This window comes from Nocardia canadensis (genome assembly GCF_032656385.1).
In the GTDB taxonomy this organism is placed as follows: domain Bacteria; phylum Actinomycetota; class Actinomycetes; order Mycobacteriales; family Mycobacteriaceae; genus Nocardia; species Nocardia canadensis.
Window position 1 is genome coordinate 217211 of sequence record NZ_JAVCWB010000008.1, and the last position, 15168, is coordinate 232378.

The 15168-nt window shown below is 66.0% G+C and carries 16 protein-coding genes and 1 pseudogene; 6 read left to right on the forward strand and 11 right to left on the reverse strand.

Annotation, left to right across the window (positions count from 1 at the left end; all coding sequences use genetic code 11):
* Positions 1-9 precede the first annotated feature (9 nt).
* The 4 genes from Q7X29_RS14690 to Q7X29_RS14705 are packed head-to-tail and all read right to left on the reverse strand — an operon-like array spanning position 10 to position 4665.
* Complete coding sequence (locus Q7X29_RS14690; protein ID WP_316574403.1) at positions 10-465, reverse strand: MaoC family dehydratase; 456 nt, start codon at positions 463-465, stop codon at positions 10-12.
* Entirely contained in the window at positions 462-1898 is a 1437-nt protein-coding gene (locus Q7X29_RS14695; protein ID WP_316574404.1) for a FadD3 family acyl-CoA ligase, read from the reverse strand. The genes Q7X29_RS14690 and Q7X29_RS14695 overlap by 4 nt, the downstream gene beginning before the upstream one ends.
* Positions 1899-1909: 11 nt before the next feature.
* Positions 1910-3091, reverse strand: a complete 1182-nt coding sequence (locus Q7X29_RS14700) for an amidohydrolase family protein (RefSeq protein ID WP_316574405.1) — start codon at positions 3089-3091, stop codon at positions 1910-1912.
* 35 nt (positions 3092-3126) lie between these two features.
* Positions 3127-4665 (reverse strand): AMP-binding protein, encoded by a 1539-nt coding sequence (locus tag Q7X29_RS14705; protein WP_316574406.1) that lies wholly within the window; start codon positions 4663-4665, stop codon positions 3127-3129.
* 130 nt (positions 4666-4795) lie between these two features.
* Between Q7X29_RS14705 and Q7X29_RS14710 the strand changes: the two genes are divergently transcribed.
* Positions 4796-5512, forward strand: a complete 717-nt coding sequence (locus tag Q7X29_RS14710; RefSeq protein ID WP_316574407.1) for an enoyl-CoA hydratase/isomerase family protein — start codon at positions 4796-4798, stop codon at positions 5510-5512.
* 58 nt (positions 5513-5570) lie between these two features.
* Here the strand turns inward: Q7X29_RS14710 and Q7X29_RS14715 are convergent, their stop codons facing one another.
* Complete coding sequence (locus Q7X29_RS14715) at positions 5571-6209, reverse strand: LysE family translocator (RefSeq protein WP_316574408.1); 639 nt, start codon at positions 6207-6209, stop codon at positions 5571-5573.
* A gap of 149 nt (positions 6210-6358) precedes the next feature.
* Here Q7X29_RS14715 and Q7X29_RS14720 point away from each other — a divergent pair, with 149 nt between their 5' ends.
* On the forward strand, positions 6359-6781 hold the full coding sequence (locus Q7X29_RS14720) for a VOC family protein (RefSeq protein ID WP_316574409.1): 423 nt from the start codon (positions 6359-6361) through the stop codon (positions 6779-6781).
* 48 nt (positions 6782-6829) lie between these two features.
* Positions 6830-7354, forward strand: coding sequence for a TetR/AcrR family transcriptional regulator (locus Q7X29_RS14725; protein ID WP_316574410.1), 525 nt, complete (start codon positions 6830-6832; stop codon positions 7352-7354).
* Between the two features lie 140 nt (positions 7355-7494).
* Here the strand turns inward: Q7X29_RS14725 and Q7X29_RS14730 are convergent, their stop codons facing one another.
* From Q7X29_RS14730 to Q7X29_RS14750, 5 genes and pseudogenes are all read right to left on the reverse strand, one after another.
* Entirely contained in the window at positions 7495-8298 is an 804-nt protein-coding gene (locus Q7X29_RS14730; protein ID WP_316574411.1) for a class I SAM-dependent methyltransferase, read from the reverse strand.
* Positions 8299-8407: 109 nt separating this feature from the next.
* Complete coding sequence (locus Q7X29_RS14735) at positions 8408-8920, reverse strand: GNAT family N-acetyltransferase (protein WP_218718978.1); 513 nt, start codon at positions 8918-8920, stop codon at positions 8408-8410.
* 128 nt (positions 8921-9048) lie between these two features.
* Positions 9049-10131, reverse strand: coding sequence for a ribosome small subunit-dependent GTPase A (gene rsgA, locus Q7X29_RS14740; RefSeq protein WP_218719069.1), 1083 nt, complete (start codon positions 10129-10131; stop codon positions 9049-9051).
* Positions 10132-10601: 470 nt separating this feature from the next.
* Positions 10602-10823 (reverse strand): MerR family transcriptional regulator, encoded by a 222-nt coding sequence (locus tag Q7X29_RS14745; protein WP_316574412.1) that lies wholly within the window; start codon positions 10821-10823, stop codon positions 10602-10604.
* A gap of 231 nt (positions 10824-11054) precedes the next feature.
* Positions 11055-11672: pseudogene (locus Q7X29_RS14750) on the reverse strand (LysE family translocator); the annotation flags it as partial.
* A 260-nt stretch (positions 11673-11932) separates the two neighbouring features.
* Between Q7X29_RS14750 and Q7X29_RS14755 the strand changes: the two are divergent.
* Together Q7X29_RS14755 and Q7X29_RS14760 are read left to right on the forward strand one after the other, a co-directional pair.
* Entirely contained in the window at positions 11933-12589 is a 657-nt protein-coding gene (locus tag Q7X29_RS14755) for a nitroreductase family protein (protein ID WP_316574413.1), read from the forward strand.
* 489 nt (positions 12590-13078) lie between these two features.
* A complete protein-coding gene (locus tag Q7X29_RS14760) occupies positions 13079-13282 on the forward strand; it encodes a hypothetical protein (protein ID WP_316574414.1) in 204 nt (67 codons plus the stop codon).
* A gap of 85 nt (positions 13283-13367) precedes the next feature.
* Here Q7X29_RS14760 and Q7X29_RS14765 read toward each other — a convergent pair whose 3' ends face one another.
* A complete protein-coding gene (locus Q7X29_RS14765; protein WP_255587936.1) occupies positions 13368-14192 on the reverse strand; it encodes a helix-turn-helix domain-containing protein in 825 nt (274 codons plus the stop codon).
* Between the two features lie 78 nt (positions 14193-14270).
* Here Q7X29_RS14765 and Q7X29_RS14770 point away from each other — a divergent pair, with 78 nt between their 5' ends.
* Complete coding sequence (locus tag Q7X29_RS14770; protein ID WP_316574415.1) at positions 14271-15089, forward strand: alpha/beta fold hydrolase; 819 nt, start codon at positions 14271-14273, stop codon at positions 15087-15089.
* Positions 15090-15168: the final 79 nt, after the last annotated feature.

A 15168-nucleotide genomic window follows, 5' to 3' on the forward strand; every position in this document is an offset into this window, starting at 1 on the left:
TGTTCGCGGCTAACGGAGATAGCGCACGAGATGTTCGGCCACACAGGCGGGGCGCGATGCTCCCGCCGCGGTGATGGTGATCGTGCGTGTCGCCTGCACCCCGTCCGCGACATCGGTCACCGCCGTCAGATCCACGGTGCCGCGTACCCGGCTGCCGGACAGCACCGGGGTAATGAAGCGAACCCGGTCGAGTCCGTAATTGATCGCCATTCGTGCCGAGGTCACGGACATGACCTGCTGGCTGATCGGCGCCAGCAGCGACAGGGTGAGGAAGCCGTGCGCGATCGTGCTCCCATACGGCCCACTTGCCGCACGATCCGGGTCGGTGTGGATCCATTGATGATCGCCTGTCGCCGCGGCGAACAGGTTGATCATGTTCTGATCGACGGTGATCCAGTCGCTGGTACCGAGCTGGTTGCCCACGGCGGCGCGCAGAGCATCGAAATCGGTGAAGGCAGTGTTCATGGGTAATGCACCAATTGCTCTTTCATCACCTTGCCGGTCGCGTTGAGCGGCAGTTCGTCCAGGAATCGCACCGAGCGAGGCACCTTGTATCCAGCCAGGTGCTCACGGCTCCATGCGATCAGTTCCGCTTCGGTAATCCGAGCTCGGGCCACCACGAAGGCCCGGCCCACCTCACCCAGCCGTGCGTCGGCGACACCGATCACCGCGACCTGGGCGATGGCCGGATGCCGCAGCAGCACGGCCTCGATCTCGGCGGGATAGGCGTTGAACCCACCGACGATGAAGATGTCCTTCTTGCGCCCGTCGATCCGTAGCCTGCCGTCCTCGGCGAGACTGCCCAGATCGCCGGTGTGCAGCCAGCCTTCGGCGTCGAAGGTCTGCGCCGTCGACTCGGGATCGTCGAGATAGCCTCGCATCACGCTGTAGCCGCGGACAAGCACTTCGCCGTCGGCGGCGATGCGCACCTCCAGTCCCTCAGAGGGTGTTCCGACGGTGTTCGCGAGCTGTTCGAAGGAATCTCCGGGCCGCGAGGCGGTGACCGTGCCCGCCTCCGTGAGTCCGTACCCCGTCATGATGGAGCGGAACGGCAGCTCGTCGCGCATCCGGCGGAGGAGTTCCACCGGTATGTCTGCCGACCCGGTCACCGCTGCCCGCAGCGAGGAGAGCTTCTCAGAGCCCGCCACTTTCAGCAGTTCGTGATACAGCGTCGGCGGTCCGGGCAGCATCGTCACCTGCTCCCGGGATACCAGTTCCACGACATGGTCGATGTCGAAAACGGGCAGCGGCAGGATAGTCGCACCGCGGATGAGCGAGGCGACGACACCGGCCTTGTATCCGAAGGTGTGGAAGAACGGGTTGGCGATCAGATAGCGATCGCCGGTCCGCAGGTCCGCGAGATCGCACCACTCGGCGTACATACGCAGCGTCTGGCTGTGATCCATCATCACGCCCTTGGGTTTTCCCGTGGTACCCGAGGTGAAGACGATATCGGCGATGTCGGTGCCGGCGACCTCCCTTTCGAACGGCGAACCGCTCGACAGGAAGCCGGACCCGATATCGATCGTCGGCACCCCGGGTCGTGTCGAGTACTCCCGGCCGAGGAAACCGTGTTGCACCACGACGAGTTTCGCGCCGCTACGGCCGATGATGTCGTCGGCTTCGGCCGCGGTGAACCGGGTGTTGATCGGAACCAGTACTCCGCCCGCAGCCAACAGGCCGAAGGCCGCGACGATCCATTCGACCGAGTTGGGTGCCCAGATCGCCGCGCGGTCGCCCTTGTCGAGCCCCGCCTCGGCGAAGGCCCCCGCGGCCCGCCGGATCCGATCGGCGAGCTCGACAAAGGTGACCCGTTGCGAACCGTCGACGACCGCTTCGGCATCACCGAAGCGGTCGGCCGCACTCAGGACCATCTCGGGGATGGTCTTCCACTCCATACTGTTCGACCTCAGACCGACAGCAGTCTGGCGAGGTTGCCACCCATGATCTTGGCCTGATCCTCGACCGTCAGGTGCTCGAGTCCCTGGGCGAAGGTGGTCGGCTGCGACAGACCCTCGGGATGTGGGTAGTCGGATCCGAACAGCACCTGGTCCACGCCGATCAGGTCGATCAGGTCGTTGACACCTTCCTCGTAGAAGGGGCTGAGGAAGATCTGCCGTTTGATGGTATCGATCGGGTTCTGCATGCCGAACCCCTCGGGAGCCTTCTTGAAGGTATCGGCGAGGCGCTTCATCAGCGGGCCTAGCCAGGCAGCGCCGCTCTCGATGATGGCGACCTTCAGGTCGGGATGACGGTGCAGAGCGCCATGGCACAGCAGCGATGTCAGCGCGTCCTCGACCGGTCGCCACTCGTTGACCATGCTGAAGGTGTTGGTGACGAACGGCAGCATCTCGGCATTGCTGCCGTCCCACTCCTGGGTGTAGCGGGCGTAGCCGCTATCGGAGGTGTGCATGGTCACCGCGACACCGAGCTCGACCACGCGCTTCCAGAAAGGATCGAACTCCGGCAGCGCGAACGAGCGCGGGCCCCGGAAACCTGGGACCGGTGCCGGGCGGATCAGGACGGCCTTCGCGCCGCGCTCGACCACCCACTCCAGTTCCTTGATCGCCTCGTCGACGATCGGCAGGGTGATCACCGGGACAGCGAAAATGCGGTCCTTGTAGTTGAACGACCATTCTTCGTGCATCCACTGGTTGAGCGCGTGGACGATGGCGTGGATGGCCTCCGGATCGTCGCGCAGGCGCTCCTCCACCAGGCTGGTCAGGGTGGGGAACATCAGGCTGCGATCGACCTTCAGCTCATCCATCAGTGCCAGCCGGGGCCCCGGTTCCCGGAAGGCGTCGATGGCCTTCATCGGCTTGCCGAAGATCTCCCGGCGGCTCTTGCCCTCCGGGTTGCCGTGCTTGAAGTAGTCCTCCATGGCGCCCGGCCGGGCCACCACCTCGAAGGTGGGGTTCGGGATGTACTGGCTGATCTGACCACGTATCGCGATCTTCGTCCTGCCGTCGACCTCGACGTACTGAATGATTCCCTGGTAGCGCTCGGGCAGGTGCCTGGTGAGCGCGTCCTTGGTCTCGTAGAGGTGATTGTCGGCGTCGAAGAGCGGATATGGCAGTGTGCGGGCCGTCATGAAATCCTCCTTTGCGATTTGTGAGAATGATATTCTCACATGGCGCGTGCCGCAATGTCCCCGCGCACCATGAACTTCTGGACCTTGCCGCTGGCGGTGCGCGGGAAGTCGTCGACCAGGTGCAACTCCTCCGGCCATTTCTGCTTGGCGGTCCCTGCCTGGGCGAAGTGGTCGCGTAGTTGGTCCAGGGTGGGCATCGGGTGCTCCGGCAGCAGGCGCAGCACCGCCGCGGCACGCTCGCCGTAGCGTGGGTCGGGGACCGCGATGACGGCCGCCTCCGCGACGCCGGGCATGGTCAGCAGCACCTCTTCGACCTCGAGGGCGCTGATGTTCTCGCCACCGCGAATGATGATGTCGGACTTGCGATCTGTGATGGTGAGGTAGCCGTCCTCGTCGAGAACGCCGATGTCGCCGGTGTGGTACCAGCCGTCGCTGTCGAAGGCGGCAGCGGTGAGTTCGGGATCGGTATAGCCGAGGCACAGATCCGGTCCGCGACTGAGGATTTCGCCGTCCTCGGCCAGCTGGATCTCCACTCCGGATGTCGCTTCGCCGTCGGTGAACAGGCGTTTGTCCTCTGGCGCGGTATAGCGCGAACACGTGACCGACGGGTGCTCGGTGCTGCCATAGGAGCGAAATGCCGTGATGCCGAGGCGCGCCAGCCGGGTCGTGACCGCGGCGGGCACCGAAGACCCGCCGAGGCCCACGTATTTCAGGGCAGGCAGGTGATCGGCGGTGAAGTCGGGATGGTCGAGCAGGCTGGTGACGAAATACGTCGCGCCGCCACCCATGGTCAGGGCGTACTGCTGCAGCAACTCCAGCACGCGACCCGGATTCCACACATCCAGCAGGTTGACGGGCAGGCCGTCCGATACCGGGATCAGGAACGCGTTCACCATCCCGATGAAATGGCCGACCGGTGAGCCGGTGAGCTGGTTGCCCCGATCGGGGGGGAGGAGCTCGGCGAGCTGCCTGGTTTCATGTCCGAGGGTCTGGTGGCTGTGGATGACACCCTTGGGCTTGCTCGTGGTGCCGGAGGTGAAGGCGATCAACGCGGCGCCTGCCGGGTCGGCGGCGAGCAGGCCCGCCATCGGCTCAGCGTCGAGCAGGTCGTCGAAGTCGCGGCCGACGACACCGACGATCGGGACATCACGGCACAGTTCGTCGTGGAAGCCCGCGCTCCCGAACCGGTCCGCGCCGATGAACACCCGAGGTTCGGTGACCTCGATGATGAAGCCGACCTCCTTTCGGCCATAGAAGTGCACGATGGGTACCACCGTCGCGCCGAGGAACGCCGAGGCCCAGAAAACCGCGGCCGCTTCCATCCAGTTGGGCAGCTGAAAGGCCACCACGTCGCCGGGGCCGACGCCGCGCCGGCGCAGTCCGCCCGCCAGGCGCCTGGCGATCAGTTCCACCTCGCCGAAGGTGCCGTCCCATGGCCGGACCTCGGAGTGGACCCGGAACGGGGTGTCCGGCGCCGCGCTCAGCCCCTGCGACAGCAGTTCGCCGATGGTGTCGCGGGTCCACCACCCGCCCGCTTCGTATCGCTGGACCAGCTCGTGGGGAATGGTTCGCATGAAGGGCTCCAATGCCTCGGCGCGTCATCGGCGCGCGGGCTGTGTCAGATCGTTCCGAACAGGGTTTTCGTTGGTGGATATGATATTCTCGCAGTGCAAGAATGCAAATGCCATGTTTGGAGAATATTGTATGGTCGACCTCGAGCTGGACCAGGGATTGGCGGTCATCACCATCGACCGCCCACACGCCCGCAACGCCATCGCGCCGGAAACTATGGATCAGTTGGACAAGGCCATCGATGCGGCTGGCGGTGCGCGGGCCCTGGTCATTCGCGGGGCGGGTGACCAGGCGTTCGTCTCCGGGGGAGACCTCAAGCAGCTCAGCGAGATTCGGACCATGGCCGACGCGGTGGCGATGGCCTGGCGCATGCGACTCATCTGTGACCGGCTGGCCGCTTTTCCTGCCCCGGTGATCGCGGCGTTGAACGGTCACGCCTTCGGTGGCGGCGCGGAGGTGGCGGTGGCTGCTGATATTCGGATCGCCGCCGCCGATGTCAAGATCGCGTTCAATCAGGTGTCGCTCGCGATCATGCCCGCGTGGGGCGGTGCCGAGCGCCTCGCTGCGCTGGTCGGTCGCGGTCGCGCGCTCATGCTCGCCGGTTCCGGTACCGCACTCGACATGGTCGAGGCGCAGCGGCTCGGCGTCATCGACCGTGTGCTGCCTCGTGAGGACTTCGAGCAGGGGTGGCGCAGCCTGGGCCGCTCGCTCGCCAATCGCCCGGCGGGGGAGATCAAGCGGGTGCTGGCGGGGGCTTCGCCGCAGGAGGCCGTCACGGCCTTCGCTCAGCTGTGGATCGATGACGAGCACTGGGTCGCGGCGGACCGGGTTCTGAACCGCCGCAGGTGATTTTCTGAGCGCAGACCACTGTGACCCGTGGTCAAGCCTCGCCGGCAGTCATGATGGATCAGTCCTTGCGTCCCGTCGCGGCGACGGTGACACCGAGGCCGATCATGGTGAGCCCACCGATCCCACCGACCAGGGAAATTCTCTGCGGTGAGCGCGCGAACCAGTCCCGGGCAGTGGACGCGACCAGCCCCCACACCACGTCCGACGCAACGGCGATCATGTTGAAGACCAAACCCAGCAGCAGCATCTGCACCGCGACATGACCCTGACCCCGGTCGACGAACTGCGGCAACACCGCGGCGAAGAACACAATGGTCTTGGGATTGGTCACACCGACCGCGAACCCTTCCCAGAACGTCCGCGAACCACCCTGTGCGCCGCTCACTCGGGTGACCGCGGCGTGCAGGGCTCCACGTTCACGCCACGCCTTCACGCCGAGAAAAACCAGGTAAGCGGCACCCGCCAGCTTGAGCAGCGTGAAGACGAGACTCGAGCGCTCCACGACCGTCCCGACCCCGAATGCCACGGCCGCAACCAGCACGTAGGCGCCGAGCGTGTTCCCCGCAACCGTGGTCAACGCGGCGCGGCGTCCCTGCGCCAGTGCCCGCCCGATCACGAATAGCACGCTGGGACCGGGAATCACGATCAGCAAGAACGACATGGCTGCGAAGGCGAGTAGGCGGTCGGCAGACATCATGACACTCATGTAACCACTGAGACGGACCACACTTCCAGCCCAATTCGCCATCCGGGATCTGAACACCGAGGCCGGGAGTCTCGCCTTCGTGCGCGTACTACCAGGGATTGCACTGGCGTTATAGCGGTACAATGTGTACCGTTATAACCATGATGACGACAACGGAATGGCCAGCCGGACTACACGTGGCACAGGTGCGCATCGCCCGGCCGACGGACAACCTGCCGGAAGTGGAAGCGTTCTATACACGGATTCTTGGGCTGCGGGTCCTCTACCGATTCGATGATCACGCGGGTTATGGCGGTGTGATGCTCGGCCTGCCCGGCACTGACTACCACCTGGAATTCACGACGCACACCGACGGAAGCCCCGGACCTGCGCCGACCGCCGAGAATCTGCTCGTCCTGTACTTCCACGGCGACGCGCGGATGTATGAGGTGGTGGAGCGACTGGCCGCCGCTGGGCATGAACCGGTCGTGGCCGAGAATCCATACTGGGCCGGTGTTGGCGCGCTGACCTTCGAAGATCCTGATGGCTGGCGTGTCGTGCTGGTGCCCAAGCCGGTCTTCTAGAGTTGGTGTGTGGTACGGACTAGGGACGCCCGGATCGACGAAGCGGTCATGGCCGCTGTGCTCGAACTGTTGAGCACGACTGGATATCAGCGGCTCACCATGGGGGCGGTGGCTGTCGCAGCCGGTGTCCACCGTCCGGCCGTGTATCGCCGTTGGCCGTCGAAACGGCACCTGGTCGTTGATGCTCTAGCCCGTCAGATGGGCGTCTCGCCAACCCCTGATACCGGAGATCTCCGCGCGGATCTGGTCGCGGGGCTGACAACCTTGGTGCGTTCGCTGTCGGGGACTGCATTGGGGCGTGCCCTGCCTGCCGTGGTCGGCGATCTCGCCGCCGACCCCGAACTATCCGCCGAATTTCGCCGCCGCATTTTCGATGCGCGGCGCGAAACCACGGCCGCAACATTGTGTTCCGCGATTGAACGGGGCGAGGTGCGGCCAGATATCGACATGGATTTCGTCCTCGATGCGTTGGCCGCACCGCTCTACTACCGCGTGCTGTTCGGTCACCGGCCCCTCAGTGACCAGGTGGCCGAACAGTCCGTCGACAGCGTGCTGGCCTCGATCCGCTGCTGAGCACCTAGTGGGCGTGGCGGAGCTTGCCTGGCGGACCGTTCTCATGGCACCTACGGAGCTTGCCGTGAGTACGACGGTGTCGTGGCGAGGAAGGGCGCCGAGACTTCGGCCGAGGACCGGCCGCGGCGGTTGTGCCATGATCACCGGTCCGGCCGGGGCCCGGGGATGTCATTGCTCCCGGTGCCGACGGGGTGGGCCGGATGCAGGACGTAGCCGGCGTATCGGTAGTCGGCTCCGTATTCGCGGCGCAGGGCGATCTCTTCTCGCTGGGTGGAGATGGCCTCGGCCATGCCCGGTCGGGTCGGGTCGGCGGTGTCGAGGCGTTCGCTCAGCAGCGTGTAGTACTCGTCCCACCAGTCGCTTTCGGGTAGCGGATAGTGGGCGCTCACCCGATACCCGGCGGACTGTGCCGCGGCCCTGTTTTCCTCGGTTGTTCGCAGCGGGTAAGAGCCCGCCCAGAAGGTTTTCGTCGGTGGCGCTGGAGTGGCGGTCGACCACTCGATCTCGGTAACGACCAGAACCCCGTTGGGGGCCAGTAGCCGACGCCATGCCTGCAGGGCAGTGCCGAAACCGATGTTGTAGACCGCGCCTTCTGCCCAGATGATGTCGAAGCTGTGGTCGGGGAACGGGAGCCGGTCCATCGAGCAGTTGACGGTTGAGATTCGTTCGCTCAGGTCTTGCTCGGCCGCGGTGCCTGCGAGCTCGTCGAGAAACGGCTGATGCAGATCCACGGCGACAACATGCGCATCGGCTTCGGCGGCGAGTAGCAGCGCGGCCCGCCCTGGCCCGCAACCAACGTCGAGCACCCGCGGGCGGGGCCGGCCGTGGTTTGCCAGGCGAAGCAGGTGGCGGGTGGTCTCGTCGGATCCGGGACCTTGCCGGGGCAGGTTGTGGTGCAGCGCGAAAATGGCGTCGATGACGGGTTGGGATGGGGGATGTGTCATGCGGGAATCTCTCGGAGGCAGGGGACGCGCCCTGGGCTGGCGGCTGCCCGTACGTCTGCAGGCCAGCCCAGGGCAACGAGATGGGCGGAGCGGAGTGTCTCTGCTCGGGTTAGATGCCGAAGGGTGCTGCGTAGCGGACGGTGCCGCTGGGCAGCTGTTCGGAGTCGAAGCCCAGTGCCATCAATGCCTCGTCGGGGACATCGATACTGATCCGGATGCCGTACTCCGAGGCGCGGGTGAACCCGAACCGCGGGTAGTAGGTCGGATGCCCGAGAACGACCACGAAGTGCTCGCCCGCCTGCTCAGCGGCCTCGAGCGCGGCACGGATCGCGGCGGATCCTGCCCCGGTCTTCTGGTATTCGGGCAGAACAGCGCACGGTCCCAGGCATAGCGCCGGGGTGTCATCGACGTGACAGCGCGTCAGCAGTGCGTAGCCGACGGGCTGGCCGTCGGGGCTTGCGCTGAGGATGGAAAGGCCGTCTATCCACGCCGGGTCGGAGCGCAGAGCGTCGACGAGGTCGGCCTCCTCGGCGGTGTCGAACGCGGCGAGGTTGATCTCGCGGATCACGGGGATATCGCCGTCGGTCTCGGCGCGAGTGATCCAGTTGGTGTGGGTGCGCAAAACAGTTTTCTCCGTTTCGGGGGGTGAGTTACTCGACGAGCAGTGCTGCAGATCTGCGGGCTGAAGTGCCAGCCGCGGCCAGACGGCGCAGCCGGGCGGTCCCCGGATGCGTGCTGCCACAATCGGCGTCAGCGTTCGCGCTGGCGGTCGCGGAATCGATAGGTCGCGCGCAGATCCCGCGTGATCGCCTTCTTGGTTCTAGTGCGCTTGCTCGACTCGCGGGCGCTGCCGCGGGCCGCGGCCCGTTCGCTTTCGCGTAGCAGCTTGCGGTACCGGTCGAGCCTGTCCACATCCAACATGCCGGCGACTACGGCTTCTTGTACGGCGCAGCTTGGTTCACTGCGATGTTCGCAATCGCCGAAGGCACAGTCGCGGGCGTAGGCCTCGATTTCGGCGAAGACCCGCTCCACGCCGTCCGTGGCATCCTGCAAACCGATACCCCGCAGGCCCGGAGTGTCGATGAGCACCCCGCCGCCGGGTAACGGCAGCAACTCGCGATGCACGGTGGTGTGCCGGCCTTTGCCGTCGCCAGCCCGAACTGCGTTGGTGCCCATGTGTTCTCGACCGAGCAGGGCGTTTGCCAGGGTGGACTTTCCCGCACCCGAGGGGCCGAGCAGGACCGTGGTCCCCGTGACCGCCTCCGACAGTAGGGCCAGACCCGTACCTGTCGTGGCGCTGGTGGTGACGATGTCCACGCCGGGTGCCAGCGAGGTGAGAGCGAGCAAGGCTGCGTCGGGCTCGTTGGTGCGGTCGGCTTTGGTGAGAACGACGACCGGTTGCGCGCCGCTGTCCCAGGCCAGCGCCAGTAGCCGCTCGACCCGCCCCGCGTTCAGCGGTACTGCGAGCGAGACAGCGATGGCGACGGTGTCGACGTTGGCCGCCAAGACCTGCTGGTGGGATGTTCGATCCGCCGAGGCCCGGGTGATCGCGCTGCGCCGCGGCAGCAGTGCCACCAGTTCCGGCTCCGGCTCCATGCGCAGCGCCGCCCAGTCGCCTGTGCACACGGCGTGGGCGGGGTCGAGGGAGGTCACGGCCGTGCTGACCGCGCGGACGGGACCCGATGCGGTCAATGTGTCACAGCGGCCGCGGTCGACCCGCACGATGCGAGCCGGAACCAGACCATCGACGGCATGGGCTGCGAACAGCGCGGCGAACGAGTCGTCCCAACCGAGCGCGGATAAATCGAATGAGGACAGAGAAGAGGAATACATAGTGAGACCCTTGGAAAAAGGGAGCTCCGGCTCGAACGCCGAATCCATCGCGGCTACGAGCCGCACGGCTCGCGCTATCAGCGATGGAAATCGGTCAGACCGGAACCCGGGACGTGAGGATGGTCCGGGCGCTGCACAGGGCAGCGGTCATCACCGCGATCATCAACTCACCTCCCAATCTCTCGCACCACGTCGAACTCGGACGCATCACACTAACATCAGACCGGCAATACACGCAATTGATTGTGCGACCATTCTCCTCCACGCCACCCAATCGAGCAGCCGGCGATTGCAGGAGCGTATTCACGTGCCAGAACTGGGCTAAATCCTTGCTGCAGCGAGGATTTGCGGCAGCCGGGGCATTGCCCCGGTGAAGCTGCGACTCGGCTGGCGCCGGTGATGCCAAGACCGCGAAGTCGGTTTCGGGCTGCACGTGCGTGCTTCACGTGGCACGCACCGGCGAGAATCGGCTACTCGCCTGGCGTTTCGGGGTGTAACAGATGCTGCGGGCCTGGGCCGCTCTCGGCGAGACCGTCACTCGGGTCCAGGACGTAGCAGCGGCGCAGTGACAGGCAGCCGCAGCCGATGCAGTCGGTGAGTTCGCGTTGCACCTGCTCGATTTCGCGGCGGCGCGATTCGCGGTGGTCGTGCCCCCGCCTGGAGATGCGATTCCAGTCGCGCTTGCTGGGCATGTGGTCCTCGGGCAGGCTCTCGAACACCTATGCGGTGAGCGCGGCGATCGCCGGCACGCTGATCCGGATCGGCGAGGACTCGATGGTCGATTCGGCGCGCTGGATGGCCCTGGGCATCGCGGTACTCACCGCGGTGGGCGTGGCGACCGCCGTCGTGGCGACGCGAAAGCGAAGTTGACCGGGCCAGTCCCGTCGTGTCGTCAGAGGCTTGGAGCTGCGTTGGTTGAAGACCGTCGCGGCGACGGTGACACCGAGCCCGATCATGGTGAGCCCACCGATCCCACCGACCACCGAAAGCCTGTGCGGTGAGCGCACGAACCAGTCCCGGGCAGTGGCCGCGAGCAGCCCCCACACCATGTCAGAGGCAACAGCAATGATACCGAAGACCAAGCCCAACAGCAGCATCTGCACCGCGACTTGACCCTGACCGCGGTCGACGAACTGCGGCGACACGGCGGCGAAGAACACGATGGTCTTGGGATTGGTCACGCCGACCGCGAACCCTTCCCGAAACGTCCGCAGACCACCCTGCGCGCCACCGATTCCGGTGACCGCCGCGTGCAGCGACTTACGCTCCCGCCATGCCTTGACGCCGAGAAACACCAGGTAAGCGGCGCCCGCCAGCTGGAGCGCCGTGAAGATGAGAACCGAGCGCTCCACGACCGTCCCGACCCCGAATGCCACAACCAGCACACAGGCGCCGAGCGTGTTCCCCGCAACCGTGGTCAACGCGGCGCGGCGTCCATGCGCCAGTGCCCGCCCGACCATGAATAGCACGCAGGGACCGGGAATCACGATCAGCAAGAACGACATGGCCGTGAAGGCGAGTAAATGGTCAGCAGACACCATGAAGCTCATGTATGGACGGGAGAGCCCGCCTTTCCAGCCGTCTCCCCGTCAAGGCCCTGGCCGCCGACGGCCGGGATCAAAGAGTTGCGTCGACTGGCGTCATGTGCCGTCTCTGTGTGTGTATCGGCACCGTGACGGCCAGGATGACCGACTCGATCGGCGATGATGAGGCCCGTGAACGGATCGCCGCAATCGTGATAAGCGCGCCGCCGACCAAATGACGCTGCGATCCCCAGACCGACTGCATGATTGGAGAGGCCATGACCGTCGAATTCCCGCATCTCGACCTGTCTGCCGACGAGGTACTGACCACGACCAGGTCAGTGCGCAAACGGCTCGACCTGGAACGGCCGGTGCCGCTGGAGGTGATCACCGACGCTTTGGAGGTGGCGCTGCAGGCGCCGTCGGGCAGCAACATGCAGGGCTGGCATTGGATCGTGCTGACCGATCCCGAGCCCAAGAAGGTCGTCGCGGAGTACTACCGCAAGTCCTACACCGCCTACGCCGCGGCGGGTGCGGCAGCACGGGCAGCGAAGCCGCCCAAGGATCTCGAGACCGCGGAGAAGGTGGCCTCGAGCGCGACCTATCTGGCGGAGGTGATGGAGCAGGTGCCGGTGCTGGTCATCGGTGCGATCCACGTGCCGGGTGGGCAGCTGCCGGAGGGTAACCAGGCCGGTCTGTGGGGCTCGCTGCTTCCCGCTGCCTGGAGCCTCGCGCTCGCGCTGCGCGAACGGGGCCTCGGATCAGCTTGGACGTCACTGCATCTGGAGTACGAACGGGAGGTTGCCGAGGCACTGGGAATTCCCGGGAGTGTCCGGCAGGGCGTGCTGTTGCCTGTCGCGTACACGAAGGGCACCGATTTCAAGCTCGCCAAACGCGCCCCGCTCGAGACCGTGCTCCACGTCAACAAGTGGTAATGCGTCTCGACAGGCCGATTCGCGACCGTATCGACCAGGGCTGGCGATCGAGAGGTTCTACGTACGTTTCTGCCTGCCTGTGTAGTGCGCCCCAGGTCGGTCGTCTGACGTGCCGGAGGGCTTGCGAGTAGCCGGTGTAATAGCAACCCCCGCCGGGCGGCGACCGGCATGTGAGCCGGGAGCCGCCCGCGGCATTGCGTTGCACGATCTGCACTACACGGGGCCTGCAGGCGATGACCATGCTGACTGTCGACACCGATCCTTCGCGCGAGCGAACTACCCGAGCCCTTTGTGCCGCTTCCGCGGCCACGAGAACCGACCAGGTCGGCTTTCACGGAGGGAGTACATCAGTGCGATCGTGATGGTCGAGGTCGCCATGCGGCGATCCTCGGCTCGGCCATTGCATGTCCGCAATTCTTCCGGCGCACATCATGTCCCGCGTGTGGTTGCCGAATTCGCCCGCAGTTCCAGGGGTGCGAGAATTGAGCGATGGATGACTACACCACTCACAATGAGCGCGCCGAGGCGCTGCTCAGTGGCCTTGCCGCCGGCGACGCGGTGAGCGGCGCGGAGCGGCGGAACGTGATCGCTCAGGCACAGGCGCATGCTGCCCTCGCGCAGGCGGAAGCCCAGTGGGCGACCGCGGAGGCCATGCGCGCGCTCGGGACGTTGCTGGCGCGAAGCGCGGTCTGACCGACGCGGGCCGCACGCCAGGCTCGCGGGCCGAGGCGGTCTCGTGCCCGTCGGGCCGGCGGTTGTTGTACGGTCGGCTGCGGGATCAGCTCGTCGGCCACGCAGTTTCGTCGATCGCGAGCCACGGTGCGCCGGCGACGCGGGGCGGGGTCATATCGGCGATCGCCTTGGTGCGATGGTGAAGGTGGGATTGGTCGGTATAGCCTGCCTCGACCGCGGCATCTGCGGGCGAGCGACCTGCCGCCAGCAGGTGGGCGGCATGGTCGAAGCGGACGAGTTCGGACATCCGCTTGGGCGAGACTCCGATCCGGTTCCGGAAGTGGGACCAGAGTCGCTGGCGGGTCCAGCCGGTCTCGGTGGCGATTGTCTCGATGCGCAGCTGCCCTCTGCTCCGGACCGTCTGGTCCCAGGCGTAGACGAATTCGGGTGCTACCGCGAATTCGCCGGGCGCCCGGCTTCGAAGGAAGGCGCGTGTGAGGGCGAAACGGTCGTCCCACGACGGTGTCGAACGGAGCCGCTCGGTCAAGATGGTGGCGCTGCTGCCCCACAGTTGCGGCAACGATGTCACGGTACCGCCGATCATCTCGGTGTCTCGGAGAATCGCTGCTGCGGCGACGGGGGACAGGCGGATCTGTAAGACTTCGCCGGCCCCCGCGCTGGTCATTCGTAAGGCGCCGGCACGGAGTCCGATGACCGCGCTCCCCGCGACCGAACCTCCGGGGCTGGTGTAGGCGACTCCGTGCTCGGTGAGATCCAGCAGGATCGTGACCGAGGGATGCGGGATCATCGTGAGGTCCACGGGGCCGATGTCGTAGTAACGGAAACCCGCCATCCGGACTCCTGGAGTCGGGCGACCGGCCGGGACAGCGACCTCGACCCGGCTCCAGTCCAGTAGGCCAGTTGCGCTCATGCATCCCAGGCTAGCCGGATCGGGACAACGTGACATTCGTACAAGACGGTGCGACGAGCCCGCGACGAAGCTGTCGGCATGAACGAATCGAGCCCCGCCCGGACGCGCAATGAAACGACAGTCCACGGGTTGCACGTTGTCATCGACGGAGACCCGGCGGCACCGCCCTTGTTGCTCATCCACGGTTCGGGCGCAACCGGTTCGACGTGGTCGCCGGTGGTGCCAATGCTCACCACGGCGTATCGGGTGATCACGATCGACCTTCCGGGATGCGGCCGATCGGAGCCGGCGTCCACGTATGCCGTTCCACAGCAGGCGGATCGGACGGCGGCAGTGTTGGACGAGCTCGGGTTCCGGAATCTGAAGGTGGTCGGTCACTCCAGCGGGGGATACGTCGCTACCGCCCTCGTGGAGCGTCGCCCGGACCTGGTCGGCGAGCTGGTCCTGGTCAGCACAGGGCCGAGCCTCACAGCGCTCTTGCCCGAGCCGGCGATCATCAAGGCGCTCGCCTCGCCACCTTTCGGCCCGCTCGTGTGGGCGATTCGTACCGATTCGATGATCCGCCGCGGACTGGCAGCGACTGCGGCGGCCCCGATCACGGTGCCCGACACAGCTGTAGCCGATCTGCGAAGGACGACCTATCGAACGTTCCGCGCGATTCTCGCCGCCAACATGGACTACATCGCCGCGGGGACTGTGCCCGAGCGCCTCATCGCCACCCGGAAGCCCCTCCTCGTGATCTTCGGGGATTCCGACCCCCGGTGGGACCCGGCCTCGGCACACCAGTACGAGGCGGTGCCGGGTGCCGAGCTCCGATACCTTCGCGGAGTCGGGCATATGGCGATGCTCGAGGACAGCGATGCCCTCGCCCGCGCGATACTCGACTACTCACTCTAGAGGGCCTAAGGGTTATCCCGTAAGTCCGGGATAGTCGCGCCGGATCCGGTGTGCTCGTTTGCGTTAGTGGGTGTGGGCG